This window comes from Mycolicibacterium arcueilense (assembly GCF_058536225.1).
The window spans coordinates 594,660-621,608 of sequence record NZ_JBZTYL010000007.1 but is presented as its reverse complement, the minus strand read 5'-3'; the positions used below and the strand labels follow the sequence as shown (position 1 = coordinate 621,608).

The window sequence follows — 26,949 nt, the reverse complement described above, 5'->3', positions numbered from 1 at the left end:
GGGTCGCGGCGGGTGACGACCAGACCAATACCGGCCTATTTGTGAGTGTCCGCGGATTGGCGCCGCGTCAGCCGATCCGGTCGATGATCAGGGGCCGCTGCATGGGCGCGGTGTCGCCGACCGTCCAGGCGCCGTCGAGTTCAGCCAGAGCACCGGGCAGCCGCTCGGGCGTTTCGGTGTACAGAGTGAACAGCGCCTCGCCCGCGGCGACCGGCTCTCCCGGCGTGCGGTGGATCCGCACGCCCGCGCCGAACTGCACCGGTTCGCCCGGCTGGGTACGGCCGGCACCCAACCGCCACGCGGCCAGCGCCACGCCCATGGCATCGAGATCGCCCATGATGCCGCCGTGCGGGGCTGTCACGGTCTCCGTGGCCGTCCCGATCGGTAGCGGGTGGGTCAGATCCCCGCCCTGGGCCGCCACCAGCGCACGGAAGCAATCCATCGCGCTGCCGTCCCGCAGGGTCTCGGCCGGGTCGGAGTCACCGATGCCGGCCGCATCGAGCATCTCCGTCGCGAGCGCCAGCGTCAGCGCGACCACGTCGGACGGCCCGCCGCCGGCCAGGACCTCCAGCGACTCGCTGACCTCCACGGAGTTGCCGACGGTCCGGCCCAGCGGGCAGTTCATGTCGGTGAGAAGGGCCCGGGTCGGCACCCCGTTGGCATTGCCGAGGTCGACCATGGTCGCCGCCAGCTCACGCGACTCGGCCTCGGTCTTGAGGAACGCGCCACGGCCGACCTTGACGTCGAGCACCAGGGACCGCGCCCCTTCTGCCAGCTTCTTGCTCATGATGGAACTGGCGATCAGCGGCAGTGAGTCGACCGTCGAGGTGATGTCGCGCAATGCGTAGATCTTCCGGTCGGCCGGCGCCAGCTCGCCTGCGGCGAAGATCGCCGCCCCGATGTCCCGAAGTTGTTGCCGGATCTGGCCTTTCGACAATTCGGCGGTGAAACCCTGGATCGCCTCGAGCTTGTCCAGCGTGCCGCCGGTATGCCCGAGCCCGCGCCCGGAGGCCTGCGGGACGCTGGCACCACAGGCCATCACAACCGGCAGCAGCGGAATGGTGATCTTGTCCCCCACCCCGCCCGTGGAGTGCTTGTCCACCAGGGCCAGTGGGCGGCTCGGCGCGGCCGCACGGCGGAGATCAGAGAAGTCGAACCGCTCCCCGGAATTGACCATGGCCGCCGTCCACCGGGCAATCTCGGCCGGCGTCATCCCCTTCAGGAAGATCGCCATCAGTAGCGCCGACATCTGTTCGTCGGCGACCCGTCCATGGGTGTAGCCGTCGATCACCCAATCGATCGCGGCGTCGGACAGAACACCGCCGTCACGCTTGGTTCGGATCACGGTAGGTGCGTCGAGATGCGACATGGCCGCCAACCTACTCGCCAGTAACCCGGAGTTGTTGGACCACTTGGCCTTACCTACGCTCCAGGTCGTCGGGCCCGAAGGCGTCGGGCAGCAGCTCGCCCAGCGGCCGCGGGCCCCGGGGATGGTCGATCAGCAACTCGGGGCCGCCGTGCTCGAGCAGCACCTGCCGACAGCGCCCGCAGGGCATCAACGCGCCCCCGTCCGGGCCCACACACGCCAGTGCGATGAGCCTTCCGCCGCCCCCGGAATGCAGGGCGCAGGCCACAGCACACTCGGCACAGAGACCTAGGCCATATGAGACATTCTCCACATTGCAGCCGGTGACGACGCGGCCGTCGTCGACGAGGGCGGCAGCCCCCACCGGGAACCCCGAATAGGGGGCGTAGGCGCGAGAGGAAGCCTCGATCGCCTTGTAACGCAACAGGTTCCAGTCGACATCAACAGTCATGCGGCCACCCCCGGCAAAGGTTCTGAATGCATTCCGAAACCCCAATTCCCGACCCGCACAGTAAGATAGGTAAGCCTAACTTTCTCGCGTTTTTGCGGTAGAACGGCTCAACCGTAATTCCTTCGCCAGTACAAATGGGTTTAGAGTCGCCCCGAGGTTTGGGGCTAATTCACAGGCAGGTCCCGAACGTCCACCGAAGACGTTGGAGGGCGAGATGAGTACTCAGACGGAGGTGCCGGCTCCGCAACCCAGGAAAACCCGTCGGCGCACCCTGTACAAGGGTGACCCGGGAATGTGGTCCTGGGTATTGCACCGTATTACCGGTGCCACGATTTTCTTCTTCCTGTTCGTACATGTCCTTGATACCGCGCTGGTCCGGGTGAGCCCGCAGGCCTACAACGAGGTCATCGAGACGTACAAGACGCCCATCGTCGGACTGATGGAGATGGGCCTGGTCGCCGCGGTGCTCTTCCACGCACTGAACGGCATCCGCGTCATCCTCATCGACTTCTGGCAGCAGGGTCCCCGCTACCAGCGGCAGATGCTCGCGGTCGCCGTCGGCGTCTTTGCCGTGGTCCTCATCGCAGCACTAGGAGTTCTCGGTATGCACATGGCGGAGCGGTTCCTGTGAGCGCGCCAGGAGCGGGCGAGTCGCGGTTGGGCCGTCCGGCGCCGGTGATGGAGCGCGAGCACGACCGGCCGGCCGCGCTGGACCACCCACGCGCACCCCGTCGCCCCCGCGGTATCCCCTACTTCGAGAAGTACGCCTGGCTGTTCATGCGGTTCTCCGGCCTGGCGCTGGTGTTCCTCGCACTTGGCCACCTGTTCATCATGCTGATGTGGCAGGACGGCGTGTACCGCATCGACTTCAACTACGTCGCACAGCGCTGGGCGTCCCCGTTCTGGCAGATCTGGGACATGGCCCTGCTGTGGCTCGCGATGATCCACGGGGCCAACGGCCTGCGCACCATCATCGGCGACTATGCCCGTAAGAACGTCACGAAGTTCTACCTGAATTCGCTGCTTCTGCTGGCGACAGGGTTCACGTTGGTTCTGGGTACCTACGTCCTGGTCACCTTCGACCCGAATATTGGGGGTTAACCAATGATTCAGGAACACCGCTACGACGTCGTCATCGTCGGCGCCGGCGGCGCCGGCATGCGCGCTGCCGTCGAGGCCGGCCCGCGCGTCCGTACCGCAGTGCTCACCAAGCTGTACCCGACCCGGTCCCACACCGGCGCGGCCCAGGGCGGCATGTGCGCCGCACTGGCCAACGTCGAAGAGGACAACTGGGAATGGCACACCTTCGACACCGTCAAGGGCGGCGATTACCTCGCTGACCAGGACGCCGTCGAGATCATGGCCAAGGAGGCCATCGACGCGGTGCTGGACCTCGAGAAGATGGGCATGCCGTTCAACCGGACGCCCGAGGGCCGCATCGACCAGCGCCGGTTCGGCGGGCACACCCGCGACCACGGCAAGGCCCCCGTGCGCCGGGCCTGCTACGCCGCCGACCGCACCGGCCACATGATCCTGCAGACGCTGTACCAAAACTGCGTCAAGCACGACGTGGAGTTCTTCAACGAGTTCTACGCCCTGGACATCGCGCTGACCGATACTCCGGCGGGCCCGGTGGCCACCGGCGTCATCGCCTACGAGCTGGCGACCGGCGACATCCACATCTTCCACGCCAAGGCGGTCGTCTTCGCCACCGGCGGTTCGGGCCGGATGTACAAGACCACCTCCAACGCCCACACGCTGACCGGTGACGGCCTGGGCATCATCTTCCGCAAGGGACTTCCCTTGGAAGACATGGAGTTTCACCAGTTCCACCCGACAGGCCTGGCCGGCCTGGGCATCCTGATCTCCGAGGCCGTGCGCGGCGAGGGCGGCCGGTTGCTCAACGGCGAGGGTGAGCGGTTCATGGAGCGCTACGCGCCGACGATCGTCGACCTTGCGCCGCGTGACATCGTCGCCCGGTCGATGGTGCTCGAGGTGCTCGAAGGCCGCGGTGCCGGACCGAACAAGGACTACGTCTACATCGACGTGCGTCACCTCGGCGAGGACGTGCTCGAGGCCAAGCTGCCCGACATCACCGAGTTCGCCCGCACCTACCTGGGTGTGGACCCGGTGACCGAACTGGTGCCGGTCTACCCGACCTGCCACTACGTCATGGGCGGCATCCCGACCACGATCCACGGCCAGGTGCTGCGCGACAACACCAACGTCATCCCCGGCCTGTACGCCGCCGGTGAATGTGCGTGTGTGTCGGTGCACGGCGCCAACCGCCTCGGCACCAACTCGCTGCTGGACATCAACGTGTTCGGCCGCCGCGCCGGTATCGCCGCCGCCGAGTACGCCGCCAACCACAACCACGTCGACCTGCCGGAGAACCCGGCCGACATGGTGGTCGGCTGGGTCGGCGACATCCTGTCCGAGCACGGCAACGAGCGCGTCGCCGACATCCGCACTGCCCTGCAGCAGTCGATGGACAACAACGCCGCGGTGTTCCGCACCGAGGAGACGCTCAAGCAGGCGCTGACCGACATCCACGCACTCAAGGAGCGCTACGCGCGAATCACGGTGCACGACAAGGGCAAGCGCTACAACAGCGACCTGCTCGAGGCGATCGAGCTGGGCTTCCTGCTGGAGCTGGCCGAGGTCACCGTGGTCGGGGCGCTCAACCGCAAGGAGTCCCGCGGCGGGCACGCGCGTGAGGATTACCCCGATCGCGACGACACCAACTACATGCGCCACACCATGGCCTACAAGGAGGGCAGCGAGCTGCTGTCCGACATCCGGCTGGACTACAAGCCCGTGGTCCAGACGCGGTACGAGCCGATGGAAAGGAAGTACTAGACCGTGAGTGCACCTGTCATCGACAAGCCCGAAGCCGGCGATCCGCCGCTGCCCCCGGTCCCCGAGGGCGCGGTCATGGTCACCCTCAAGATCGCCCGGTTCAACCCCGAGGACCCCGACGCCGCGGGCTGGCAGAGCTTCCGGGTTCCATGCCTGCCCTCGGACCGGCTGCTCAACCTGCTCCTGTACGTGAAGGGCTACCTGGACGGCACGCTGACCTTCCGGCGCTCCTGCGCCCACGGTGTGTGCGGCTCGGATGCCATGCGGATCAACGGCGTGAACCGGCTGGCCTGCAAGGTTCTCATGCGGGATCTGCTGCCCAAGAAGGCGAGCAAGCAGCTCACCATCACCATCGAGCCGATCCGCGGCCTGCCCGTGGAGAAGGACCTCGTGGTGGACATGGAGCCGTTCTTCGACGCGTACCGCGCGGTGAAGCCGTACCTGATCACCAGTGGTAACCCGCCCACCAAGGAGCGCATCCAGAGCGCCACCGACCGGGCCCGCTACGACGACACCACCAAGTGCATCCTGTGTGCGTGCTGCACCACGAGCTGCCCGGTGTACTGGAGCGAAGGGTCGTACTTCGGCCCCGCTGCGATCGTCAACGCGCACCGGTTCATCTTCGATTCGCGTGACGAGGCGGCCGCCGAGCGGCTGGACATCCTCAACGAGGTCGACGGTGTGTGGCGCTGCCGCACCACCTTCAACTGCACCGAGGCCTGCCCGCGTGGCATCCAGGTGACCCAGGCGATCCAGGAGGTCAAGCGCGCGCTGATGTTCGCGCGCTAGGCCTGTCGCCGACCCTGCTTACCGGGCGTCGATTCTGCGCTCAGATCGTGTTTTCGAGGGGAATCCCGATCTGAGCGCAGCGTCGGCGCCCGTTTTGCATTCTCGCGCCCCGGCGGTCACACCCGCTGTCACACATTTCGGGGCCATCTCGTCTAACGGGTATGACCGAGACCAAGACACGAATTCCTGCTGTAACCCCCAAACAAGCCGGCCTGCTGACCCGAGCCATGTACTGGTACGCCAAGCGCCAGTTCGGTGAGGTGCCTGAGCCGTTCGCGGTGGCTGCCCACCATCCGCGTCTGCTGGTCGCCAACGGTGTCCACGAGATGCTGCTGCAGGGCGGCTCCAAGAAACTGCCCGCCACGGTTCGCGAGCTCGCGGTGTTCTGGACCGCGCGCACCGTCGGCTGCTCGTGGTGTGTGGACTTCGGCTCCATGCTGATGCGGCTGGAGAACCTCGACGTGGAACGGCTCAAGTCGATCGACGACTACGCCACCTCGCCGCTGTTCACCGATGACGAGCGCGCCGCGATCGCCTATGCGAACGCGATGACCACCGACCCGCACACCGTCACCGACGAGCAGGTGACCGATCTGCAACGCCGGTTCGGCGACGACGGCGTGATCGAGCTGACGTATCAGATCGGGGTGGAGAACATGCGGTCGCGGATGTACTCGGCGCTGGGCATCACCGAGCAGGGCTTCAACTCCGGGGATGCGTGCCGGGTGCCCTGGGCCGACGAGCGCTCGCGCGAGGAGCAGTGACTCCGGAGTAAGCGCGGGCGCTGGCTTCAGGATGCGGCCAGGTGGTAGAACACGTTACAGAAACAGCGGCCCCTGCTGCTGAAACCACCTGCTCAGCGAGGAGCGCCCATGCACTGGTACACCGGCAACACGTTCTACGACACCGTGTTGACCGCGGCCTTCGCGTTCGCCGTATTCGTGATCATCGGCGGCTTCTTCGCCCAGAGCTCCTATGGGCGTTTCTCGACGACGAAACTCGGCCTCAACCTCAACCCGAAGCTCGGCTGGTGGCTGATGGAGATTCCCGCGACCGTGGTGTTCTTGATCAGCTACCTGGCCGGGCCGCACCGTTTCGAGCCGACGTCCCTGGTACTGGCGGGAATCTGGATGCTGCACTACGCCAACCGGGGCTGGTTCTTCCCGCTGGCGATCCGCCAGGTGCCGGGCAAGCGGGGCACCTTCAACGTCTCGGTGATCGTGATGGGCATGCTCGTGACCTCCATGCACGGCTACCTCAACGGGACCCTGTTCAGCCACGACTTCTTCGGGCAGTACACCACCGCCTGGTTGACCGACCCGCGATTCCTGGCGGGGTTGGTGATCTACCTGTGCGGGTTCGCGTTGCTGGTCAACTCCGAGTCGATCGTGCGAAATCTGCGGGAGAAGAAGAATCCGGGTGGTGCCGAGTACCGGATCCCGTTCGGTGGCGGCTTCCGGTTCGTCACCAGCCCGGCCTATCTGGGCGAGATCATCGCCTGGTCCGGTTTCGCGCTGCTGACCTGGGCCCTGCCCGGCGTTGCGATCCTGTTGATCACCGCAGGAAATCTGATTCCCCGGGCGCTGGGCACCCACGGTTGGTACCAGGAGAAGTTCCCCGAATACCCCACCGACCGCAAGGCGTTGATCCCCTACGTCCTGTGAGCGTCACGCCTCCGCGGGCGTGATCTCGATGTAAGCCGTTGGTACCCCGGCCAGTTGGCTGCCGTAGTCGAGGCTGCGCTCGAACACCTTCATCGGCGCACTCCAGTTGGCGGCGATCACCGCCTCGGCGTGGGCGTGTTCGGCCTCGGGCAGGATGCGCGCCACGCCGGCGACGACGGGTCCGCTGGGCTTACCGCGTAGATTGCTCGCGACCACAAGGACTTTCGGGTTGTTGCGGATTCGCTTGACCTTCCCGGTCGACGGATCGGTGCGCACATAGATCTTGCCGCCGGCCACACCGTGGTTGATCGGGCTGGGCATCGCCTCACCCGAGCGCTTGAAGGTCACCAGCACGATCTGGCGGTACTTCTCGAAACCGGAGAAGTCCGATCCGGTGGGCGCGCCGATGTCGAAGGCGTCGCGATGGCGCATCTTGTCCATGCCGCGGAACATCATTCGGCTGAACGTGTGGGCCAAGGTGCCCGGTTCGTTCGGCATCACTGGCCACCTCCGTGCTCGGCACCCCCGCGAAGGGGCGATCCGGTGAACTTGTCAGGGTTGGCGATGTCCCACACCGCGCAGACCAAGCCGTCGCGAACGGTGAAGATCGTGACCCGCGGCATCATCTCGGGATACCCGTCCCCGGCGGGCGCGCCTGCCGTGTAGACCCCCAGCTGGCCGTTGACGAGGGCAAATTGACTGCCGGCCAACCAGTTCGGGCCGTACTTCTTGGACAGGCCGAGGATGAACCGGGCCACCTTGTCCGGCCCGTGGATGACACGGGCAGCGGTCGGGGCGCGACGGTTCGAATCGCCGGTGAACGTGACGTCGGGGTGCAGCAGCCGTACGACGGCATCGAGCTCCCCCGACGCCAGCGCGGCCATCAGCTCACCGGCGACCTGGTTGTGCAGGTCGTCGGGCGACGAAGCAGGCGGATTGTCGGAGACCGCGCGGCGGGCCCGCGAGGCCAGCTGGCGGGCCGAGGCATCGCTGACGCCGAGCACGCCGGCAATCTCGCTGAAGGGCAGGCCGAACCCGTCGTGCAACACGAACGCCACCCGCTGATCGGGGGTGAGCCGCTCCAGCACCACCATCGCGGCGAACCGGGCGTCCTCCCCCGCCACCACGCTGGTGAGCGGGTCGTTGGCGTCGAAACCGGTCACGACGGGCTCGGGCAGCCATTCCCCGTAATACGCTTCGCGCCGATGCGCGGCCGAGCGGAGCCGGTCCAGCCCGAGCCGGCTCACCACGGTGGTCAACCAGGCCCGTAGGTCGGCGATCTGGGTACGATTGGAGTCCCAGCGGATCCACGCGTCCTGGACGATGTCCTCGGCATCGGCGAAGGTTCCGGTGAGGCGATAGGCCACGGCAAGCAGGTGTGGCCGCAACTCCTCGAACTCGCCGACCCGAGCGCTCGCGGTCATGCCCCCCAGTTTAGGGCGCGCCCTCAGGCACCGACCATGACGTAAGTCTTACGGATCGCCTCCGTGACGAACCACGTCCCGCGCCACCCTCGAGGCAGGACCAGCAGCGTGCCCGGCCCGATGTCGGCGCGCGTTCCGTCCTCCCCGACCACGGTCCCGGCGCCCGAGATGATGTGACACACCTCGGTCGCACCCGAACGGTCTGCGGTGAACTCACCCGGGCCGCATTCCCACACCCCGGTGTCGGTCACCGCGTCGGCCCAGACACTGATCGCAGATTCCAGCTGACCGCTGACACTCGTCGGTTTCGGTTGCGGCTCGGGCAGTTCGGCCCTGGACGCGTCAACATGCAGCAGGTTCACAGTCGTCTCCATCGCGTCAGCGCCCCGTGATCTTGTTGGCCACCCGCGCCAGCCCACTGGTACCGGCCAGCCCACGGGTGGACTCGCGACGGTCAGCGGTGCGGTACAGCGCATACATCGCCTGGACCCCGAGCCACCGGAATGGCTCCGGTTCCCACTTGCGGACCCGTCGCCCCACCCAGGGCAACCGGGTGAGCGCGGTGTCACGCTTGAGGACGAGGTCGGCGAGGGTGTGCCCGGCCAGGTTGGTGGTGGTCAGGCCGCTGCCGACATACCCGCCCGCGGTGCCGAGCCCGCTGGCCTGGTCGAAGTCCACGGTGGCGGTCCAGTCGCGTGGCACTCCGAGCACGCCGCACCAGGCGTGCTCGATCGGAACATCGCGGGTAGCGGGGAACATGTCGCGAACCAGTGCGCCGAGCGCGTCGATGGTCCACTGCTGGGTGGCCCCGCGATGATCGAGCGCCGAGCCGTACCGGTACGGGATCCCGCGGCCGCCCAAGGCGATTCGATTGTCCGCCGTACGCTGGGCGTACATGTAGCCGTGCGCGTAGTCGCCGAGGAGCTCGGCCCCCTTCCAGCCGACCTCCTGCAGCACGGATTCCGGAAGCGGTTCGGTCACGACCATCGACGAGTTCATCGGCAGCCACGCGCGGCGTTGTCCCGGCATGGTCGCGGTGAAACCTTCGAGACAGCGCAGGATCACGGGGGCGCGGACATCGCCGCGGGCCGTGATGGCCCGGCCGGCCTTGATGTCGGTCACCTCGGTCTGCTCGTAGATGGCGACGCCCATGCCCTCCACCACGCGGGCCAGGCCGCCCACCAGCTTGGCCGGCTGCACGCGTGCACAGTGCGGGGTGAACAGCGCACCCATGGCGCCTTCGACCCGGATGCGGGCATTGGATTCGTCACCGGTGAGCACAACGAAGTCCTCCTCGGTCGCACCCCAGCTCCGCTCGTAGTCGAGCGACTCGCGCAGCCTGCCCATCTGGGCCTGGTTGCGTGCCACGTGCAGCACACCGTCCTTGACGATGTCGGCCTCGATACCCTCGGACTCAGTGACGCCGATGACCTCGTCGACCGCACCCCGCATGGCCCGCATGAGTTCAACGACGCCGCCGTGACCGTGCGTGGAAGCGTAGGCGTCGCGGGACCCGGCGAGTTCGGCGGACAGCCATCCACCGTTACGGCCGGACGCCCCGAAACCGGCGAACTCCTTCTCCAGCATCACGATTCGCAGGTCAGGCTGTTCCCGCTTGAGGTAATACGCTGCCCACAAGCCGGTCAGCCCGGCCCCGACGATGCAGACGTCGGCTTCGAGCGACCCCGGCAGCGGCGGTCTCGATTTCGGAAAACCCGCCGCGCGATACCAGAACGACACGCTGCCGTTCACGAAGTCATTGGCGAGACCGCTGGTCGTGCGACCGTCGGGGGACATCTTGGTTCTCCTGTACTCGTGGCTGTTGTCAGTGATGGATATGCCGGCCGACGTCACGTGTCGGCGGGCAGGATCGTGGCGACATCCGGATCGAAGGTCAACCAGACCTTCTGCCCCGCCTGGGTCGGCGTGATGCTGTCCGCACTTTCCCGGACGAGCGCTACGGTGCCGTCGGGCAGGCTGACCTCGACCTTGCGGGAGTTGCCTAGGTAGATTTCCTGAATCACGGTGCCCGGCACCGCATTGACGGCCTCGGGCTCCGCATCGCCGGTGAGGATGCGGATCCGCTCCGGACGCACCACCACGGCCACCGCGTCACCACTGGCAGCATCGCCCCGGCCGGCCACGATCCGCCGCCCATAGGCGTTCACGGCGAGCCCGTCTTCGAGCTTTCCGTAGAACAGCGACGACTCCCCGAGGAACCGGGCCACGAAGATGCTCTGCGGGCGCTCGTAAAGATCTGTGGGCGAACCGATCTGTTCGATTCTGGCCTTGTTGAACACCGCGATGCGGTCGGACAGCACCAGGGCCTCGTCCTGGTCGTGCGTGACGTAGACGAACGTGGTGCCGAGCTCGCCGTGGATGCGCTTGATCTCCAGTTGCAGCGAATCGCGCAGTTTCTTGTCCAGCGCACCGAGCGGTTCGTCCATCAGCAGCACCCGCGGTTCGTAGACCATGGCCCGGGCGAACGCGACCCGCTGCTGCTGACCACCGGACAGTTCCTTGGGCATCCGCTTGCCGTAGCCGTCGAGGCCGACGGTCCGCAGCGCGGCAGCCACCTTCTCGCGACGCTGCGCCTTGGCCATCTTGCGTTGCCGCAGCGGATATTCGACGTTGTCGATCACCGTCATGTGCGGGAACAGCGCGTAGTGCTGGAACACCATGCCGATGTTGCGGCGGTACGGCGGCAGATCGGCGACCGGCCGACCGTCGATCAACAGCTCGCCGTCGGTGACGTCGGCGAAGCCGGCAATCATGTTGAGCGTGGTGGTCTTTCCCGAGCCGCTGGGGCCGAGAAGGGTGAGGAATTCACCCGGCCGCGCATCGAGGTCGATGGCGTTGACGACGGTCTCCGACCCGTAGGTCTTGGTCAGGCGCCGCATGGTGATCGACGCTCCGTGCGGGGTTTGGTCAGTGGACACGGTTCCTCCTGCGCGAATAGATGCCCGCGACGACGGTCAGACACGTCGTGAGGGCGAGGATGAGGGTGGCGGCCGCAGCGATGGTGGGATCGGTGTCACGGGTGACCGAGGCATACATCTTGACCGGCAATGTCTGCAGATACGGGTTCTGGATGAACAGCGACAACACCACTTCGTCGAAGCTCGTCGCGAACGCGAACAGCGCACCCGAGAGCACCCCCGGGGCCACCGAGGGCAGTGTGACGGTACGGAAGGTGGTCCAGCGGCCGGCACCGCAGATCGCCGCGGCATCCTCCAGGCGCCGGTCGAACCCCTGCAGACTCGCCATCACCGGCACGATGACGAACGGCAGCGCCAACATGCTGTGCGCGACGACGAAGCCGAACACCGTCCCGAGCAGGTTGAGCCTCAGAAACAACGCGTACAGGCCGACCGCTACCACGATCACCGGGACAACCATGGGAGCCAACAGGAATGCGCGTATCCCCTGCCGCCCGGCCAGCGAAGTGCGGCTGAGCGCCACCGCCGCGGCAGTGCCGAACAAGGTCGCGAACACGGCCACCAGGACGCCGACTTCCAGGCTCGCCTTCAGGGCCGAGATCCACGCGGGATCCTCGAAGAACGTGTGGTACCACCGCGTCGACCATCCGGTCGGCGGGAACGCGAACGAGGGCCGGTCGGTGAAGCTCAGCGGCACCACGATCAACGACGGTGCGACCAGCCATAGTCCGACACCCGCACAGAACAGTCCGAGCAGAACGTTCCAGAACGTCTTCATGTGCCGTGTCATGCCGTGCGCTCCTTCCGGTTTCGGCGCAGCAGATACATCAGGGCCGCGAGGACCAGGAAGGTGACGAGCAGCAAGACCACGCCCATCGCCCCTCCCCTGCCCCAGGCCAGCAGGCTGGTGACCTGCACATAGATCTGCTGACTGATCAGGGCGTCATCGGGAGCGCCGAGCAGCGCCGGGGTGACGTAGAAGCCGAGGCTGCTGATGAACACCATCAGGCAGCCGGCTCCCACACCGGGCATCGACAGCGGAACCCAGATCCTGGCGAACGAGATCACCGGTCGCGCACCGAGACTCGACGATGCGAGCACGAGCCTGCGGTCGATACCGGACATCACCGCGTACAGCGGCAGCACCATGAACGGCAGCAGGATCTGGCTCATGCCGATGACCACACCCAGATTGGTGCGCAGCAACGGCACACCGCCCAGCCCGACGAAGGACAGCAGGGTCTGTATCGGTCCGCCGTCCTCCAGCAGGATCACCCAGGCGAAGGTGCGCACCATCAAACTGGTCCAGAACGGCACCAGCACGATAAGTGTCAGCGCGATACGCACCGCCGGTCCGAACGCGACCATGGCATACGCGTACGGGTAGCCGAGAATCAGGCAGATCGCCGTGACCTCCAGGCCCGTGGTGAACGTGCGCAACAGAACACTGCGTTGTACGGAATCGCCCAGGTACCAGGCGAAGTTGCCGAAGCCGAGTTCTGGATCGCTGAAGGCCTGCCAGAACATGATGACCAGCGGCAGTCCGAACACCCCGACCACGAGCAGGATCGACGGCAGCAACAACCCGACGTCGCCCAATCTCCGACCCGAAGGCGGGGCGGTTGTCTGAGTCTTGGGTGGCGCTCCGCCCGCCAGAACATCGACCATCGACATGCGACGAAAACCCTTCCTAGCCCGCGAGCCAGGCCGTGTACTTGGACGCGATCTCTTCCTGGTGTTCGGCCCAGTACGCGAGATCAAGTGGGAACCGGTCCTTTTCCCGCTCCGGCGTGGTGGTCAGATACGACCGGGCGAGATCGTCGAGCTGTGGCTTGGCGTCGACGTTGATCGGGCTGTACGACGTGAGCTCGGCAAGCTTGGCCTGCTGCTGCGCACCGAGGTAGAAGTTGATGAACGCCATGGAGGCCTTGGGGTTCCGGGCGCCGACGGGCACGGCGATCGTGTCAGCCTCGGGCATCCACTGGTCCCACATCGGGGCGAACGGCGCCCCGTTCTTGACGGCCGAATACGCCCGGCCGCTCCATACCAGCGCCATGTCGACCTGGCCGGATTCGATGAGCTGCTGGGACTGCGCGCCCGTGGTCCAGAAGATCGTGTCCTTGCGGATGCTGTTCATCTTGTTCAACGCCCGGTCCAGGTCGATCGGGTAAACCGCGTCGCGCGCCACGCCGTCGGCGAGCAGTGCACCTTCGAGAACACCCGGGTCGAGCTCACCGGGCACGCCCTCGATGGCCCGCTTACCCGGGAACTTCGCAGTGTCGTAGAAATCGGCCCAGGTCTTCGGCGGGTTGGCACCGTACTTCTCGGTGTTGTAAACCACGATCAGGCCGTAACCCATTGCGGGGACCGAACAATCGTCGGTCTTGGTGCCCGCCGGCAGCTTGCTGATGTCCACGATGCTGGTATCGAGCGGCATGAAGAGGGTGCCGCAGTTCTTGGCGGTGAAGACGTTGGTGCTGTCGACCACGTCCCAAGTCACGTTCTTGGAGTCGACCTGGGCCTTGATCTTCGAGTTCTCGGTGGGACCGTCCTGCAACACTTTTGCCCCGGACTGCGCCGCGAACGGTTCGATCGCGGCTTTCGCCTGACCGTCCTGGAAGATGCCGCCGTAGGAGACGAATGTCATCGTGGTCCCTTTGAGAGCACCCTCTTTGACCGTGCCCGCTTGCGGCGGTCCGCTGCCCAGATCCACATCGGCGGCCTGGCCGGGACCTGCCGGCGTACATGCGGTTGCCAGGAGAACGCCTGCGGCGATCAAGGCGGGCACACTGCGGGCGACAGGTGAGGTGTTCATTTGCGGATCTCCTTTGATCTGGGCGGAAAGGTGTTCGCGGATGCGGGCATCCGCAGCGGGTGAGCGGCCCGTCAGGTCGGCCAGTCAGTCGGGGGGCTGACGATCCAGATGAGTTCGACCGGCGCGTCGCTCAAGTTGTGGACGGTGTGCGGCATGGATGTCCGGTACTCCGCGCTGTCGCCCGGTTCGAGCAGATAGCGCTCGCCGTCGAGCTCAAGGGTCGGAGTGCCGGCGATGACGATGAGGATCTCCTGCGCGTCACCGTGCACATATGCCTCGCCCGCACTCGAACCGGGCGACAGTTCCCCCGCGTACACTTCGAGGTTTCGCAGCGGCTTCTGCGACAACAGGTACTTCGAGCTCAGCTCCGACACCTCGATGGTGGGGCGAGCCGCCTTCCGGAGAATGCGGACGTCGCTGACCTCGTCGTCGGTGAACAGGTCGGGCAGGACAATGCCCAGTGACTGCGCCAACCGGCGCAACGTTCCGACACTGGCGTTGACCTGGCCGCGTTCGACCTGGCTGAGGAAGCCCGGGGAGATACCGGCCCTGTCGGCCAACTGCCGAAGAGACATCTTCCGCGCGGCGCGGAACTGCCGGATCCGGGCACCGACCACGGTGTCTGCCGTCGTCCCAGCGGGGTCCGGCTCGACAGTCGCACTCATATCGAAACATCCGTTCGTCTCATCAGAGCAGGAGGATTGTTTTCAACGAACACTTTGTTCGCTCAGGCCGAACCCTATGTCTGCTTTGATTGCGCACGCAAGGGCTGGATCACATTCCCCACACTTTGTGGGATAGGACACAGTGGCTCGTTATCGGCTGCCGTCAGCAGAAATGCCGTCGATTAGCACGGCGGAAACCGCCATCGGCGACTGATTTCGTAGACCCGTCGGACGCCTTCTAGTGCCTGCCGAGCACATGCGGGCCGGTGCGCGCGGGCACGCCCTGGGCGAAGCGCGCCAACGACCATGCGGCTACATCAGCGTCCGGCATGCGCCCCTCGGCCAGATCGGCGAGCACCTCACCCATCAGCGCGGAGTACTTGAAGCCCTCCCCCGAGTCCCCGCAGGCGATGACGATCCCTCCGGCGAGCCGATCGACGACGAAGGTGCCGTCGGGAGAGTCGGTCCAACTGCACACCTGGGCGTCGAGCACCGTCGGATTCACCGAGGACATATCGGCGCGCACCCGGTCACGCAGGACAGCGGTCCGCCCGGCATCGGGCGTCCGGTCGATGTCGCCGGCCCGGTAGTCCCGCAATGGCTTGTCCAGACCGATCTTGTAGCCCGCGCCCGGCGAGGGCATGGCGTAGATGCCGGGGCGGTCATCACCCGGCCCGTCGAACAGGCACGGAAAGTCGTCGGTGGCAGCAGGATCGGCCGGATCGCCGAAGTAGACCACCTGTTCCAGATATGGGTGCAGCGACAGCTCGAGGCCGAGCGGTGACAACAGCGGCCAAGCCCCCGGCCCGGCAGCGATCACCACGACGTCGGCGCCGATGGCATCCCCGTCGTCCAGCACCACCCGGACACCGTTGGCGGCCTTCTCCACAGCGCCCACATCCCGTTCGAGAATCGTTGCGCCGGAAGCACTCCGGAGAAGCTTCAGCTGAGCCTTGAGCGATTCCACGGCCAGGACGACACCCGCCACCGGCTGCCACAGTGCGTCGCGTCCGTCGCCGCGCAGACCGGGGAAGAACCGGTCCACATCGCCAGGGGCCACGCTCGTGTACGACACCCCGAGAGCGTCCAGCGTCGACTGCACGGCAGGCAGTGACTGGTCGTCACGCCACAGCAGGCCACGGGTGAGGAACACCGGGGTGCCGGCACGTTCGGCGAGGCGGTGCATCGCATCAACCCCACGCTGCGCCAACCGCACCCGGAGCGGGTCGGGATCGGCCAGCCTCCACAACCGGGTCGATCCCCCGGATGACGACAGCGTGTTGAGCGGGCCGTAGCGGTCGATCAGCGTCACCCGGTGCCCGCGGCGGGCGAGTTCGGCCGCGGCGGGCAGACCCCAGGCACCCGCGCCGATCACCACGCACTTCATGGCCACGGCTGCATTCCCTCCGGATCGGTCAGCGCTTGTTGAAAACCGTTCGGTGCCATTCTTTTTCGGCGACCCCGGTGATGTCGCTCATCACATGCTTGATGGTGAGGTACTCCTCGAACGAGTAGTCGCTCATGTCCTTGCCGAAGCCGGACGCGCCGACGCCGCCGTGCGGCATCTCGCTGATGATCGGGATGTGGTCGTTGACCCACACGCATCCGGCGTTGATCTCGCGTGAAGCCCGCTGGGCGCGGTACACGTCGCGGGTCCAGGCCGAGGCGGCCAGGCCATAGACGGTGTCGTTGGCCTGCCGGATCGCGTCGTCGTCATCGGTGAACGGGCGCACGGTGAGCACCGGTCCGAAGATCTCGTCGCGATAGACCTCGGAAGTCTCCGCGACATCGGCGATCAGGGTGGGCCGATAGAACGCACCGGGCAGGTCGGGCGCTACGCCGCCGGTGACGACACGGCCGCCCTGCTCGGGTGCGCGCGCCACCATCTGCGCGACCTTGTCGCGGTGGGCGAACGAGATGAGCGGGCCCAGGTCGGTGTCGGGATCGTGCGGATCTCCGACCACCATCTTGCTCATCACCTCGGCGACGCCGGCGACGAAGTCGTCGTACAGGTCGCGGGCCACGATGGCCCGGGTCGCAGCGGTGCAGTCCTGGCCCGTGTTGATCAGCGAACCGGCCACCGCGCCCTGGATCGCGGCGTCCAGATCGGCGTCGTCGAACACCACGAACGGCGCCTTGCCACCCAGCTCAAGCTGGGTGCGGTGGCCGTGGACTGCGGCGGCCGCCATCACCTTGCGGCCGACAGCGGTCGAGCCGGTGAAGGTGACGACGTCCACGTCGCGGTGCCCGGCGAGGGCGGTACCCACGTCCGCGCCACCACCGGTGACCACGTTCAACACTCCGTCGGGCAGCCCGGCCTCGGTGGCCAGCCGCGCCAGAGTGAGGGTGGTCAGCGGGGTGATCTCTGCAGGCTTGATGACGACGGAACAGCCGGCCGCCAGCGCGGGGATGACCTTCCACACCGCCATCTGCAGCGGGTAGTTCCACGGGGTGATGGTGGCGACGACGCCGACGGCTTCGCGCCGGATGCTGGAGGTGTGGTCACCGGAGTACTCCGCCGTGGCCTTGCCCTCCAGGTGGCGGGCCGCGCCGGCGAAGTAGTCGATGTTGTCGATGCTGCCGGGCACGTCGAACTCGGTGGCCAGGCGCACCGGCTTACCGGTCTGGCTGACCTCCTCGGCAATCAGCTGATCAGCATGTTCGTCGGCGAGCTTGGCCAGCTTGGCCAGCACGGCGGACCGCTCGGCGGGTGTCGCCTTGGACCACGCCGGGAACGCCTGGCGGGCAGCGGCGACGGCGTTGTCGACGTCGGCAGGAGTGGCCAGTGCGTAGTCGGCAACGGCCTGCCCGGTGGCCGGGTCGATGATCCGGTGGGTCGGCCCGGACGTCGCCACCGACGCGCCATTGATCCAGCTGCTTGTCACATTCACTGCCACGCTCATGGGGCCCCACGGTAACCGATAGCAGATTTGATCTCTACGCAATCCCGCGTTCGGCCCGGTTCAAACGAGGGATTTCATCGATTCGATTGCCACAAACAACGGATTCCGTGCACAATCAGAGTCATGAGCAACCCTGAGGGTGACGACCTTCAGCCCGTCCAGCTGCGGGTGAACAACAATTCTCGCACCGCCTTTCAACTCGACGACCTGTCGAAGGCGATCATCGAGAAGCTGCAGGCCGACGGCCGCCGTTCGTATGCCGGGATCGGTAAGGCCGTGGGCCTGTCCGAAGCCGCGGTGCGCCAACGCGTGCAACGCATGGTCGACGCGGGTGTCATGCAGATCGTCGCGGTCACCGATCCGCTGCAACTCGGGTTCGCACGCCAGGCGATGATCGGCATCCGGTGCACCGGCGACACCCTCAAGCTGGCCGAGAAACTGTCCGCCATCGACGCCGTCGACTACGTGGTACTGACCGCCGGATCCTTCGACGCCATCTGCGAAGTGGTCTGCGAAGACGACGACAGCCTGCTCGAACTTCTCAACACCCAGATCCGCTCGCTGCCGGGAGTGATAACCACCGAAACCCTTGTTTACCTGAAACTCGTCAAACAGCAATACAATTGGGGAACGCGATGACTATCGCAGAACACGCACCAACCACCTCCACCACAGATCTGGCCGCCAAGGCCAACCGCCATCTATGGGGACACTTCGCCCGACACGGCGAAGGCATCACACCGCCCATCATCACCCGCGGCGAGGGTGTCCGGATCTTCGACGACAAGGGCAAGAGCTACATCGACGGCTTGTCCGGCCTTTTCGTCGTCCAGGTCGGCCACGGCCGCAAGGAACTTGCCGAGGCCGCCGCCAAGCAAGCCGAGAAACTGTCCTTCTTCCCGCTGTGGTCCTACGCCACGCCGCCGGCCATCGAACTGGCCGAACGCGTCGCCAACTACGCCCCCGGCGACCTGAACCGGGTCTTCTTCACCACCGGAGGCGGCGAAGCCGTCGAGAGCGCCTGGAAACTGGCCAAGCAGTACTTCAAGCTGACCGGAAAACCCGGTAAGCACAAGGTGGTTTCGCGTGCGATCGCGTACCACGGCACCCCGCAGGGCGCGCTGGCGATCACCGGCATCCCGGCGTTCAAGGCGCCGTTCGAGCCGCTGACCCCCGGCGGCTTCCGCGCACCGAACACCAACTTCTACCGGGCACCTGCCGAATATGCGCACGACGAAAAGGCTTTCGGTCGCTACTGCGCCGACCGGATCGCCGAGGCCATCGAGTTCGAGGGCCCCGAGACCGTGGCCGCGGTGTTCCTCGAGCCGGTGCAGAACGCGGGCGGTTGCTTCCCTCCCCCGCCCGGCTACTTCGAGCGGGTGCGCGAGATCTGCGATCAGTACGACGTGCTGCTGGTGTCCGACGAGGTGATCTGCGCTTACGGTCGCATCGGGTCGATGTTCGCCTGCGACGACCTGGGCTACGTGCCCGACATCATCACCAGCGCCAAGGGCCTGACCTCGGGCTACTCGCCACTGGGCGCCATGGTGGCCAGCGACAGGTTGTTCGAACCGTTCAACGACGGCAAGACTGTCTTCGGCCACGGCTATACCTTTGGCGGGCACCCGGTTTCAGCCGCGGTCGCCATGGCCAACCTCGACATCTTCGAGCGCGAGGGCATCAACGACCACGTCAAGCAAGCCGCCCCGGCGTTCCGGGCCACCCTGGAGAAGCTCTACGACCTGCCGATCGTCGGCGACGTCCGCGGCGAGGGCTTCTTCTACGGCATCGAACTCGTCAAGGACAAAGCCACCAAGGAGACGTTCAACGACGAGGAGTCCGAGCGCCTGCTGCGCGGGTTCCTGACCCCGGCACTGTGGGAAGCCGGACTGTACTGCCGCGCCGACGACCGTGGCGACCCAGTGATCCAACTGGCCCCGCCGCTGATCAGCGGGCAGGCCGAGTTCGACGCGATCTACGAGATCCTGCACGGCGTGCTGACCGAGGCCGGAAAGCTGTTGTAACTCGGCTTCTTTTGCGCGAAACGGCATTCCAGCAGAACAAGTTCGAGTAACTCCCTGCCGGAATGCCGTTTCGGCGGCAGACTGGCAGCGTGCCTCGCAAGCCAGCCATCGACCCGGTCCGTTGGACACCGCCACCGATCGCCCCGCTGCCCGAATACGGGCCGGCCGAACTGACCATCGTCCCGCTGCCTGGCGAAGGACCTGAGGATGTCGTGGTCGATACCTCCGGGCACCTGTGGACCGGGCTGGTCGATGGGCGCATCGTGCGGGTGTCGCCCGACGGAGCCGCAACGGTGGTGTCCGACACCGGCGGACGCCCGTTGGGCCTGCACGTCGCCCGCGACGGCCGCGTGTTGATCTGCGACAGTCACCGGGGGCTGCTGGCTCTGGATCCTTCCACCGGAGTGTTGTCGACGCTCGTGGAGTCCGTGGCCGGCCGGCCCCTGAAATTCTGCTCGAATGTGACCGAGACTGCAGACGGCACAATCTATTTCACCGAGTCGACCAGTCAGTTCCATTTCGAGCATTTCGCCGGCGCCATCATGGAGGCCCGTGGTCGCGGCAGCCTGTTCCGGCTGAGCACCGACGGCTCCGTCACCACCTTGTTGGACGGCCTGTACTTCGCCAACGGCGTGACCACCACCGCCGACGAATCGGCGTTGGTGTTCGCCGAAACTCAGGGCCGGCGGCTGTCGAAGTACTGGCTGAACGGGCCGCGGGCCGGGACCGTGACGCCGCTGGCAGTGCACCTGCCCGGCTATCCGGACAACATCTCCACCGGCGCCGATGGCCGGATCTGGGTTGCGATGGTGTCCCCGCCCAATGCTGCGGCGGAAGCGCTCGCGCCGCGTGCGCCGATGATCCGAAAACTACTGTGGCAGTTACCTGACCGAATCCAACCCAAGATCCGCCCGCAAGTGTGGGCACTGGCCTTCGACGCCGACTCCGGCGAGGTGCTCGCCGGGCTGCGCACCACCCGGCCAGATTTCGGTACGGTCACCGGGCTCGTCGAATCCGCAGGCAGGTTGTGGATGTCCACCATCGCCTTCCCGGCGCTCGCCTACGCCGAGCTTCGCGATCTGGGGTGAGCACCGGGCGCCCGTCGCCGCGATTCCACTTCGATCACAATCGTCACACAAACCACACACGTCACAGCGTGGCAAACGGGAAATTTGGTGCCGATCACCTAATCTTCGGACACGATGGCGACCTTGCGGAGGACTACCCAGCGCGCGGTGTCCGCGTTTGCGGCACTGGCGATGCTGACGGCACCCCTGATGACGGCCGGCGCGGCCAATGCTGACCCGGCGCCCGAATGCCCGTACAAGGTGACCACTCCTCCAGCGGTTGACGCCTCCGAAGTGCCCAAGCCGGGCGAGGTCGCACCGGGACCACTGCCCGTGCCCGCCAAGACGGTTGGCGGTGAGGCGCTTTCAGGTTGTGGAGTGATCACCGCCGCAAACACTCCGCCACTGCCCAACGATGTCTCCGCCGAGGCCTGGGTGGTCGCCGATCTCGACAGCGGCGACATCATCGCTGCCCGCGACCCGCACGGCCGCCACCGTCCGGCCAGCATCATCAAGGTGCTGGTGGCCACCGCTGCGCTCAACGAACTCAACCTCAACAAGTTGGTTGCCGGCACTCAGGACGACGCCAACTCCGAGGGCACCCGGGTCGGCGTCGGTCCCGGCGGTCAGTACACGATCAACGACCTGCTGCACGGTCTGCTGATGCACTCCGGCAACGATGCCGCACATGCCCTGGCGGTTCAGCTGGGCGGCATGGACCCCGCGCTACAGAAACTGAACATCCTGGCCGGCAAGCTCGGCGGACGCGATACCCGTGCGGCCACTCCTTCTGGCCTGGACGGCCCAGGTATGAGCACCTCGGCCTACGACATCGCCCTGTTCTACCGCTACGCCTGGGAGAACCCGGCATTCGCTGACATCGTCGCCACCCAGACCTACGACTTCCCGGGCAGAGACGGCAATCCGTCCTATCCGGTGGAGAACGACAACAAGCTGCTCTACAACTACCCGGGCGCGATGGGCGGCAAGACCGGATACACCGATGATGCGGGGCAGACCTTCGTGGGCGCCGCCAATCGTGACGGCCGCCGCCTGGTGGCCATCTTGATGAAGGGCACCCGGGTCCCGATCGCGCCATGGGAACAGGCCGCACACCTGCTCGACTACGGGTTCGCCACTCCCCCGGGAACCAAGGTCGGGACCCTCGTCGACCCCGATCCGTCCCTGACCACCCCCAAGGCTGACCCAGCGGCCGCAGCGCAGGCGGCTTCGGTTCTGCCTCCGGCAGATGCCCTGCCCGTGCGGATCGGCGTCGGGATCGTCGGAGTGTTGGTGGTGTTCATGCTCATGATGGGCGCGCGGTCGCTGAACCGCCGCACCATTCGTTAATCCCTTTCGCGGATCAGTCTTCCGCCAGCAGACGTCGCGGTACCCGGAACTGCAGTTCTCGGGTACGGCGACGTCTTTTCGTCGTACCCTTGCCAGGTTCTGACCGATCGGTCTAATCTCAGACCATGCGGTCTGAAGGCACGAAAACGTTCACCGAACAAGCCCGGCGGCGGCAGATCGTCGACGGTGCCTTGGAAGTGATTGCCGAACGGGGCTATCCACAGGCATCCCTGGCGCGCATTGCCGAACACATCGGTATCGCGAAAAGCGCTGTCCTGTACCACTTCACCAGCAAGTCTGAAGTGGTCGAGGCAGTCTTCACCGAGATCTTCACTCGCGGGGCCGCGGTGATCGTGCCCGCCGTCAACGCCGAAACCACCGCGGCGGCAAAGCTGTCCGCCTACATCCGGGCCAACGTCACATTCGTCGCGGCCAACCGGTCGGCGGCCGTGGCCATGCTCGAGCTCATCTCCGGTTACCGCGACGCGGACGGGCTACGGGTTGACCAAGCCGCCGCCAAGGCGGTGCAGGAACATCCGCCAGCCGGAGAAATGGCCGCCCTCGACCCGCTGACCATCTTCACCGAAGGTGTGAGCAACGGTGAATTCCGCGATCTGTCACCGCTGCTCATGAAGAACATCCTGCGCGGCGCGCTGGACAGCGCCGCACAGGAGTACGCCCGAGATCCCGAGTACGACGTCGTCGGCCACGGCGAAGCGATCGTGGAGATCTTCGAGAAGGCCACCGCACCATGACCACGATCGCCATCATCGCCATCGGCAGTCGCGGTGATGTCGCCCCGCTGACCGGGGTCGGGGTACGGCTGCGGCAAGCCGGTCACCGCGTGATCGTGGTGGCGTTTCAGGCATTCGCCGATCTGGTGACCGGATGCGGGCTGGAGTTCCGCGGACTCGACGACGGCCTCGGCGACGACACCGCCGAGCTGTCGGACGTATCGGCACGCCAGGCCGCACAAGCCATGGCAGCGTTCTTCTCCCCACGCGGAATGCGGACGTTGGGCAACGATGTGCTGGCCGCCGTGGGTGACGAGCGACTCGATGCCCTGCTGCTGTCACCGTTCGCCGAACTGGTCGGCCATCCGCTGGCCGAGGCGCTCGCCATCCCCAGCATCGGCGTGCGGATGCAGCCCATGTCGGCGACTGCGGACTACCCGCCGGCATTGCTGGGAGCAGGGACCGCCGGGCGATACGGAAACCGGTCGGCGGCGCGGATCGGCGAAACGCTGATCGACGGCCTGTACGGCAGGACTACCAATCACTTTCGCGAGCAGCTCGGTCTGCCGAGGCGCGCCGCCGGGCTGCTGCGGCAGCAACGCACCGATGCGAGCTGGCCCATCCTGTACGGCTACTCCTCCGCGGTGCTGCCCCGACCCTCGGACTGGAGAACCGGGATCGACGTCGTCGGCTACTGGTGGCCGGCCCGCCCTTCCGGGTGGGAAGCACCCCCCGAACTGGTGAAGTTCCTCGACGCCGGCCCACCACCGGTTGTCATCGGTTTCGGCAGTACCGTCAACAGCCGCGACGCGGCTGAGAAGATGTCGGCCGTAGTCACGCAGGCCGTTCGCATCGCGGGCGCGCGGGCAGTGATCCAGGCCGGTTGGTCGGGCCTACATGCCTACGGGGACGACGTGCTCGTGGTCGGCGATGTGCCGCACGATTGGTTGTTCCCACGGGCGTCCGCGGTCGTACACCACTGCGGCGCGGGCACCACAGCTGCGGGGCTACGGGCAGGCGTACCGACGATTGCTGTACCTGCCGGCTTCGGAGACCAACCGTTCTGGGCGCGACACCTTTTCGAACTCGGAGTCAGCCCGCCGCCTCTCCGGCAGAATCGCCTGAGCCCCGGCGGGCTCGGCGCCGCAATACGAACGGCGCTGTCGAACAACATATTTCGAGACAGCGCCAACAGTCTCGCGACGCGCATCAGTACCGAGGATGGCGCGGGAAAGGTGGTGTCGACAGTGGAGCGGGCACTCAGCTACCGCTGAGGAAATCTCCCATTCGGCTGACACATAATTGCCACACGTGTTAAATACACCCCGGGCCTGCCAATCCGCCGCCGCTCTCGGCGGTTTGGCAGGCCCATCATCGCCAACGTCGCAGTAGCTGCTCGGCACCGTCGGACAGCGACGCCACGATTTCAGCCGCGCTCACCGAGCGTCGAACCTCCCCGACGCCCTGCCCCGCGTTGACCGGGGACCCACGCAGCACCCGTTCGGGAATACTTGCCGGCCAGCGATATCCGGCGGCGATGTCGTACTCGCTGGTGAGCTCGGTGGCGTCACCCGCTGCGGTCAGCAGCGCCTCACGCGCCGGGACCGGGGTCAACGCCTCCACACAGGCGGCGAACGCCGTGCCGACCCAGGCCGCGCCCGCCCCGGCCGCCAACACCGCGGCCACGGCCCGCGGCGACGAGATCCCACCGGCAGCCAGCACCGGTACGTCGACCACGTCGAGCACCTCGGCCAACAGCGGCAGCGTCCCGACCGTCGGCTCACCGTGACCGCCGCCCTCGGCGCCCCGCGCCACCACCACGTCGACACCGGCGTCGACTGCCCGCCGGGCCGCATCGACCGTCGCCACCTGGGTCGTCACCGTCAGGCCCGCATCATGCGCCCGACGGACCCAGTCCCAGTCCTCACCGAAGCTCACGCTCAACAACGCCGGCTGAGCCGCCAGCGCGACGTCGAAGAGATCCGGCCGATCGTGAACGACCCAGTGCACCAGGCCAATTCCGAATCGCTGTCCATCGAGTTGTGTCAATTCAGCGGTCAGTTGCTCCGCCGTCGCCGAACTGCCCATGCCGACCATGCCGAGGCCTCCGGCAGCCGAGACCGCGGCGGCCAGCCGGCCTCCGGCCGCACCACCCATCGGCGCGTTGACGATAGGGACGTCGATGCCGATCGACTGCGACCATGTGGTTGCCAAGCTCACAGCCCGCAATGTTACGTCGTTGTTACAATGGCAACTGCCAGCACATGGCACCGGACGAGGCCACCCGTACCCGGCCAGCGACAAGACGGGGTGTTTGGAGGTGTGCCATGGCTTGGCTGATTCTCGTCGTCTCAGGTGTCCTGGAAGCAGTCTGGGCGACCGCCCTGAGCAAGACCGACGGTTTCACCCGTCTGGTTCCGTCAGTGATTTTCGGTGTGGCGCTTGTGTTCTCGATGATCGGACTGGCCATCGCGATGCGTAGCCTGCCGCCCGGCACCAGCTATGCGATCTGGGTCGGCATCGGCGCGGTGCTCACCGTCGGCTTCGCGATGATCACCGGCGCGGAATCCGCATCGGTGATCAAGGTGCTGCTGATGCTCGGTGTCGTCGGCTGCATCGTGGGCCTCAAGGCCGTCAGCCACTAGCTAGCTTTTTCCCGCCGGCGCCGACTGTGTCACGCCAGCGTGGCTCTCGGCGTCGCGAGCTGCACTGGCGTGACAGTCGGTTGCCCGCGATAGAGCCGATGCGACGCTTCACGCGCGAGTGTCACGCTGGAGTGGCAGCCGCGTTCGACAGCCACTCCAGCGTGACAAACCGGCCACCGCCGCAGACAGCCACAGCCACGGCCGCAGCCACAGCCGCAGACCCTCAGCCACTACCTGCGCAGTAAGCGCGAAAGCCCGAGCGCGCCAATGGCTCCCATGGCAGCGGCGGCCAGCGCGCCGGACACCCCGATCCCCTCGTGGACCTGCACCCGGGTGACGATCTTCGCGGGGTCCGGTGGTGGCACCGGCGCCTCGGCCAGGCTCTCCGTGGACGTCGCCGCCCAGGCCGTCGCGAACAGGATGAGCCGCGCGGTGACGTAGGCGAACACCATCAAACCCAGCACCGGCCCGAACGTCGCCCCCGCCGGGCCGTTCAGCACGGACTGCAGATAGATCGACGCCACCTGCTTGAAGATCTCGAAACCCACGGCGGCCAAGAGGCCGGCCCGGATCGACCGGCGGAACGGCACCGGTTCGCGCGGCAACCGGGAGATGATCCAGGTGAACAGCAGCCACGAGATCGAGACCGACACCGCGATCGAGATGACGCGTAGCCCGCCGCCGAGTATGGCGCCGTCGTGAAGGCCGATCCAGCGCAATATCTTCCGCATCAAGGAGGGGTCCCCAAGCACGGTCAGCCCGATGGTGACCACCATCGCCAGGAACGCCGACACCAGGGCGAGCAGATCCGACAGCTTGTTACCGACGAAGCTGGATTCGGCGTGTTGCTCCCACATCTGGCTCAAAGCCTCGCGCAGGTTCGCCATCCAGCCCAGGCCGGCCCACGCCGCGGTTGCGAGGCCGATCACGCCGACCGTGCCGCGCGAGGCAATGGCCGAATCCATCAGGGTAACCAGTTGCTGGCCGAGGTCACCGGATACCGCCTCACGGATCCGGTGCTCGATTTCTTCGAGCAGATCCGGACGGCGCGACAGCAGGAAGCCACCGGCGGCGAACCCGACCATCAGTAGCGGGAACAGGGCGAAGATCGTGAAATAGGTGATGCCAGCGGCGTAGAAGTTGCCGTTGCAGTCGTTATAGCGCTCCTGCGCCCGCATCACGTGGTCGAACCATGGAAAGCGCGCACGCACTCGGGCCAGTAGCCCCGGCTTCTCAGGCTCGTCCACCGCCGAC

Annotated in this window: 28 protein-coding genes and 1 riboswitch; of the genes, 13 read left to right on the top strand and 15 right to left on the bottom strand. The window is 66.4% G+C overall.

What is annotated here, in order from left to right; all coding sequences use genetic code 11:
* Positions 1 to 67 precede the first annotated feature (67 nt).
* On the bottom strand, positions 68 to 1,369 hold the full coding sequence (locus tag AC4LGL_RS07145; RefSeq protein ID WP_491838103.1) for a thymidine phosphorylase: 1,302 nt from the start codon (positions 1,367 to 1,369) through the stop codon (positions 68 to 70).
* Positions 1,370 to 1,418: 49 nt separating this feature from the next.
* Complete coding sequence (locus tag AC4LGL_RS07140; protein WP_491838102.1) at positions 1,419 to 1,817, bottom strand: cytidine deaminase; 399 nt, start codon at positions 1,815 to 1,817, stop codon at positions 1,419 to 1,421.
* Between the two features lie 214 nt (positions 1,818 to 2,031).
* Here AC4LGL_RS07140 and sdhC point away from each other — a divergent pair, with 214 nt between their 5' ends.
* From sdhC to AC4LGL_RS07110, 6 genes are all read left to right on the top strand, one after another.
* Complete coding sequence (sdhC, locus tag AC4LGL_RS07135; RefSeq protein ID WP_082448777.1) at positions 2,032 to 2,448, top strand: succinate dehydrogenase, cytochrome b556 subunit; 417 nt, start codon at positions 2,032 to 2,034, stop codon at positions 2,446 to 2,448.
* Positions 2,449 to 2,495: 47 nt separating this feature from the next.
* A complete protein-coding gene (locus AC4LGL_RS07130; protein ID WP_003882378.1) occupies positions 2,496 to 2,918 on the top strand; it encodes a succinate dehydrogenase hydrophobic membrane anchor subunit in 423 nt (140 codons plus the stop codon).
* 3 nt (positions 2,919 to 2,921) lie between these two features.
* Entirely contained in the window at positions 2,922 to 4,676 is a 1,755-nt protein-coding gene (gene sdhA, locus AC4LGL_RS07125) for a succinate dehydrogenase flavoprotein subunit (protein WP_491838101.1), read from the top strand.
* Between the two features lie 3 nt (positions 4,677 to 4,679).
* Positions 4,680 to 5,465, top strand: coding sequence for a succinate dehydrogenase iron-sulfur subunit (locus AC4LGL_RS07120; RefSeq protein WP_064879385.1), 786 nt, complete (start codon positions 4,680 to 4,682; stop codon positions 5,463 to 5,465).
* A gap of 161 nt (positions 5,466 to 5,626) precedes the next feature.
* Positions 5,627 to 6,229: a carboxymuconolactone decarboxylase family protein gene (locus AC4LGL_RS07115; protein WP_491838100.1), complete on the top strand. Its 603-nt coding sequence runs from the start codon at positions 5,627 to 5,629 to the stop codon at positions 6,227 to 6,229.
* Between the two features lie 108 nt (positions 6,230 to 6,337).
* The gene (locus AC4LGL_RS07110) at positions 6,338 to 7,129 is read left to right on the top strand and encodes a phosphatidylethanolamine N-methyltransferase family domain-containing protein (protein WP_491838099.1); all 792 of its coding nucleotides are present in this window, start codon (positions 6,338 to 6,340) and stop codon (positions 7,127 to 7,129) included.
* 3 nt (positions 7,130 to 7,132) lie between these two features.
* Here AC4LGL_RS07110 and AC4LGL_RS07105 read toward each other — a convergent pair whose 3' ends face one another.
* The 11 genes from AC4LGL_RS07105 to AC4LGL_RS07055 all read right to left on the bottom strand — a co-directional run bounded on the left by AC4LGL_RS07105 (position 7,133) and on the right by AC4LGL_RS07055 (position 17,875).
* On the bottom strand, positions 7,133 to 7,627 hold the full coding sequence (locus AC4LGL_RS07105) for a PPOX class F420-dependent oxidoreductase (RefSeq protein WP_491838098.1): 495 nt from the start codon (positions 7,625 to 7,627) through the stop codon (positions 7,133 to 7,135).
* Positions 7,627 to 8,553, bottom strand: coding sequence for a sigma-70 family RNA polymerase sigma factor (locus AC4LGL_RS07100; RefSeq protein ID WP_491838097.1), 927 nt, complete (start codon positions 8,551 to 8,553; stop codon positions 7,627 to 7,629). Before AC4LGL_RS07100 ends, AC4LGL_RS07105 begins: the two co-directional genes overlap by 1 nt.
* Before the next feature lie 23 nt (positions 8,554 to 8,576).
* A complete protein-coding gene (locus AC4LGL_RS07095) occupies positions 8,577 to 8,927 on the bottom strand; it encodes a cupin domain-containing protein (RefSeq protein WP_491838096.1) in 351 nt (116 codons plus the stop codon).
* Positions 8,928 to 8,931: 4 nt separating this feature from the next.
* Entirely contained in the window at positions 8,932 to 10,350 is a 1,419-nt protein-coding gene (locus AC4LGL_RS07090; RefSeq protein ID WP_491838095.1) for an NAD(P)/FAD-dependent oxidoreductase, read from the bottom strand.
* A gap of 53 nt (positions 10,351 to 10,403) precedes the next feature.
* On the bottom strand, positions 10,404 to 11,492 hold the full coding sequence (locus AC4LGL_RS07085; protein ID WP_491838094.1) for an ABC transporter ATP-binding protein: 1,089 nt from the start codon (positions 11,490 to 11,492) through the stop codon (positions 10,404 to 10,406).
* Entirely contained in the window at positions 11,482 to 12,282 is an 801-nt protein-coding gene (locus AC4LGL_RS07080) for an ABC transporter permease (protein ID WP_236734645.1), read from the bottom strand. Before AC4LGL_RS07080 ends, AC4LGL_RS07085 begins: the two co-directional genes overlap by 11 nt.
* Positions 12,279 to 13,166 carry an ABC transporter permease gene (locus tag AC4LGL_RS07075; protein WP_055109611.1) on the bottom strand — a complete coding sequence of 296 codons (888 nt, stop codon included), beginning with the start codon at positions 13,164 to 13,166 and terminating at the stop codon, positions 12,279 to 12,281. The genes AC4LGL_RS07080 and AC4LGL_RS07075 overlap by 4 nt, the downstream gene beginning before the upstream one ends.
* A 16-nt stretch (positions 13,167 to 13,182) precedes the next feature.
* On the bottom strand, positions 13,183 to 14,307 hold the full coding sequence (locus tag AC4LGL_RS07070) for an ABC transporter substrate-binding protein (protein ID WP_135360872.1): 1,125 nt from the start codon (positions 14,305 to 14,307) through the stop codon (positions 13,183 to 13,185).
* A 71-nt stretch (positions 14,308 to 14,378) separates the two neighbouring features.
* Positions 14,379 to 14,972: a type II toxin-antitoxin system RelB family anti-toxin gene (locus tag AC4LGL_RS07065; protein ID WP_003882365.1), complete on the bottom strand. Its 594-nt coding sequence runs from the start codon at positions 14,970 to 14,972 to the stop codon at positions 14,379 to 14,381.
* Positions 14,973 to 15,210: 238 nt separating this feature from the next.
* Positions 15,211 to 16,359: an FAD-dependent oxidoreductase gene (locus tag AC4LGL_RS07060; RefSeq protein ID WP_491839290.1), complete on the bottom strand. Its 1,149-nt coding sequence runs from the start codon at positions 16,357 to 16,359 to the stop codon at positions 15,211 to 15,213.
* 28 nt (positions 16,360 to 16,387) lie between these two features.
* A complete protein-coding gene (locus AC4LGL_RS07055) occupies positions 16,388 to 17,875 on the bottom strand; it encodes a gamma-aminobutyraldehyde dehydrogenase (RefSeq protein ID WP_491838093.1) in 1,488 nt (495 codons plus the stop codon).
* Between the two features lie 123 nt (positions 17,876 to 17,998).
* On the opposite strand from AC4LGL_RS07055, the gene AC4LGL_RS07050 reads away from it, so the two are divergent.
* The 6 genes from AC4LGL_RS07050 (at position 17,999) to AC4LGL_RS07025 (ending at position 24,324) form a co-directional block, all read left to right on the top strand.
* A complete protein-coding gene (locus tag AC4LGL_RS07050) occupies positions 17,999 to 18,514 on the top strand; it encodes an Lrp/AsnC family transcriptional regulator (RefSeq protein WP_463793300.1) in 516 nt (171 codons plus the stop codon).
* On the top strand, positions 18,511 to 19,899 hold the full coding sequence (locus AC4LGL_RS07045; protein WP_064936410.1) for an aspartate aminotransferase family protein: 1,389 nt from the start codon (positions 18,511 to 18,513) through the stop codon (positions 19,897 to 19,899). Before AC4LGL_RS07050 ends, AC4LGL_RS07045 begins: the two co-directional genes overlap by 4 nt.
* Positions 19,900 to 19,988: 89 nt before the next feature.
* Positions 19,989 to 20,987: an SMP-30/gluconolactonase/LRE family protein gene (locus AC4LGL_RS07040; protein WP_491838092.1), complete on the top strand. Its 999-nt coding sequence runs from the start codon at positions 19,989 to 19,991 to the stop codon at positions 20,985 to 20,987.
* Positions 20,988 to 21,101: 114 nt separating this feature from the next.
* Positions 21,102 to 22,316 (top strand): D-alanyl-D-alanine carboxypeptidase family protein, encoded by a 1,215-nt coding sequence (locus AC4LGL_RS07035; RefSeq protein WP_491838091.1) that lies wholly within the window; start codon positions 21,102 to 21,104, stop codon positions 22,314 to 22,316.
* Between the two features lie 125 nt (positions 22,317 to 22,441).
* Complete coding sequence (locus AC4LGL_RS07030; protein WP_491838090.1) at positions 22,442 to 23,071, top strand: TetR/AcrR family transcriptional regulator; 630 nt, start codon at positions 22,442 to 22,444, stop codon at positions 23,069 to 23,071.
* Positions 23,068 to 24,324 carry a glycosyltransferase gene (locus AC4LGL_RS07025; RefSeq protein ID WP_491838089.1) on the top strand — a complete coding sequence of 419 codons (1,257 nt, stop codon included), beginning with the start codon at positions 23,068 to 23,070 and terminating at the stop codon, positions 24,322 to 24,324. Before AC4LGL_RS07030 ends, AC4LGL_RS07025 begins: the two co-directional genes overlap by 4 nt.
* Before the next feature lie 97 nt (positions 24,325 to 24,421).
* Here AC4LGL_RS07025 and AC4LGL_RS07020 read toward each other — a convergent pair whose 3' ends face one another.
* Positions 24,422 to 25,279, bottom strand: coding sequence for a nitronate monooxygenase (locus AC4LGL_RS07020; protein ID WP_491838088.1), 858 nt, complete (start codon positions 25,277 to 25,279; stop codon positions 24,422 to 24,424).
* Between the two features lie 21 nt (positions 25,280 to 25,300).
* A riboswitch (guanidine-III (ykkC-III) riboswitch) is annotated at positions 25,301 to 25,365 on the top strand.
* Between the two features lie 12 nt (positions 25,366 to 25,377).
* Here AC4LGL_RS07020 and AC4LGL_RS07015 point away from each other — a divergent pair.
* Positions 25,378 to 25,695, top strand: a complete 318-nt coding sequence (locus AC4LGL_RS07015; RefSeq protein ID WP_491838087.1) for a DMT family transporter — start codon at positions 25,378 to 25,380, stop codon at positions 25,693 to 25,695.
* A gap of 230 nt (positions 25,696 to 25,925) precedes the next feature.
* Here the strand turns inward: AC4LGL_RS07015 and yhjD are convergent, their stop codons facing one another.
* Positions 25,926 to 26,942: an inner membrane protein YhjD gene (yhjD, locus tag AC4LGL_RS07010; RefSeq protein WP_491838086.1), complete on the bottom strand. Its 1,017-nt coding sequence runs from the start codon at positions 26,940 to 26,942 to the stop codon at positions 25,926 to 25,928.
* Positions 26,943 to 26,949 lie beyond the last annotated feature (7 nt).

What these genes read in the sequence shown, in the direction of transcription:
- AC4LGL_RS07145 (WP_491838103.1), bottom strand. Translation starts at nt 1,369, where the DNA reads ATGTCGCATCTCGACGCACCTACCGTGATCCGAACCAAGCGTGACGGC.
- AC4LGL_RS07140 (WP_491838102.1), bottom strand. Translation starts at nt 1,817, where the DNA reads ATGACTGTTGATGTCGACTGGAACCTGTTGCGTTACAAGGCGATCGAG.
- sdhC (WP_082448777.1), top strand. Translation starts at nt 2,032, where the DNA reads ATGAGTACTCAGACGGAGGTGCCGGCTCCGCAACCCAGGAAAACCCGT.
- AC4LGL_RS07130 (WP_003882378.1), top strand. Translation starts at nt 2,496, where the DNA reads ATGGAGCGCGAGCACGACCGGCCGGCCGCGCTGGACCACCCACGCGCA.
- sdhA (WP_491838101.1), top strand. Translation starts at nt 2,922, where the DNA reads ATGATTCAGGAACACCGCTACGACGTCGTCATCGTCGGCGCCGGCGGC.
- AC4LGL_RS07115 (WP_491838100.1), top strand. Translation starts at nt 5,627, where the DNA reads ATGACCGAGACCAAGACACGAATTCCTGCTGTAACCCCCAAACAAGCC.
- AC4LGL_RS07110 (WP_491838099.1), top strand. Translation starts at nt 6,338, where the DNA reads ATGCACTGGTACACCGGCAACACGTTCTACGACACCGTGTTGACCGCG.
- AC4LGL_RS07105 (WP_491838098.1), bottom strand. Translation starts at nt 7,627, where the DNA reads ATGCCGAACGAACCGGGCACCTTGGCCCACACGTTCAGCCGAATGATG.
- AC4LGL_RS07100 (WP_491838097.1), bottom strand. Translation starts at nt 8,553, where the DNA reads ATGACCGCGAGCGCTCGGGTCGGCGAGTTCGAGGAGTTGCGGCCACAC.
- AC4LGL_RS07095 (WP_491838096.1), bottom strand. Translation starts at nt 8,927, where the DNA reads ATGGAGACGACTGTGAACCTGCTGCATGTTGACGCGTCCAGGGCCGAA.
- AC4LGL_RS07090 (WP_491838095.1), bottom strand. Translation starts at nt 10,350, where the DNA reads ATGTCCCCCGACGGTCGCACGACCAGCGGTCTCGCCAATGACTTCGTG.
- AC4LGL_RS07080 (WP_236734645.1), bottom strand. Translation starts at nt 12,282, where the DNA reads ATGACACGGCACATGAAGACGTTCTGGAACGTTCTGCTCGGACTGTTC.
- AC4LGL_RS07075 (WP_055109611.1), bottom strand. Translation starts at nt 13,166, where the DNA reads ATGTCGATGGTCGATGTTCTGGCGGGCGGAGCGCCACCCAAGACTCAG.
- AC4LGL_RS07070 (WP_135360872.1), bottom strand. Translation starts at nt 14,307, where the DNA reads ATGAACACCTCACCTGTCGCCCGCAGTGTGCCCGCCTTGATCGCCGCA.
- AC4LGL_RS07065 (WP_003882365.1), bottom strand. Translation starts at nt 14,972, where the DNA reads ATGAGTGCGACTGTCGAGCCGGACCCCGCTGGGACGACGGCAGACACC.
- AC4LGL_RS07060 (WP_491839290.1), bottom strand. Translation starts at nt 16,359, where the DNA reads ATGAAGTGCGTGGTGATCGGCGCGGGTGCCTGGGGTCTGCCCGCCGCG.
- AC4LGL_RS07055 (WP_491838093.1), bottom strand. Translation starts at nt 17,875, where the DNA reads ATGAGCGTGGCAGTGAATGTGACAAGCAGCTGGATCAATGGCGCGTCG.
- AC4LGL_RS07050 (WP_463793300.1), top strand. Translation starts at nt 17,999, where the DNA reads ATGAGCAACCCTGAGGGTGACGACCTTCAGCCCGTCCAGCTGCGGGTG.
- AC4LGL_RS07045 (WP_064936410.1), top strand. Translation starts at nt 18,511, where the DNA reads ATGACTATCGCAGAACACGCACCAACCACCTCCACCACAGATCTGGCC.
- AC4LGL_RS07035 (WP_491838091.1), top strand. Translation starts at nt 21,102, where the DNA reads ATGGCGACCTTGCGGAGGACTACCCAGCGCGCGGTGTCCGCGTTTGCG.
- AC4LGL_RS07030 (WP_491838090.1), top strand. Translation starts at nt 22,442, where the DNA reads ATGCGGTCTGAAGGCACGAAAACGTTCACCGAACAAGCCCGGCGGCGG.
- AC4LGL_RS07025 (WP_491838089.1), top strand. Translation starts at nt 23,068, where the DNA reads ATGACCACGATCGCCATCATCGCCATCGGCAGTCGCGGTGATGTCGCC.
- AC4LGL_RS07015 (WP_491838087.1), top strand. Translation starts at nt 25,378, where the DNA reads ATGGCTTGGCTGATTCTCGTCGTCTCAGGTGTCCTGGAAGCAGTCTGG.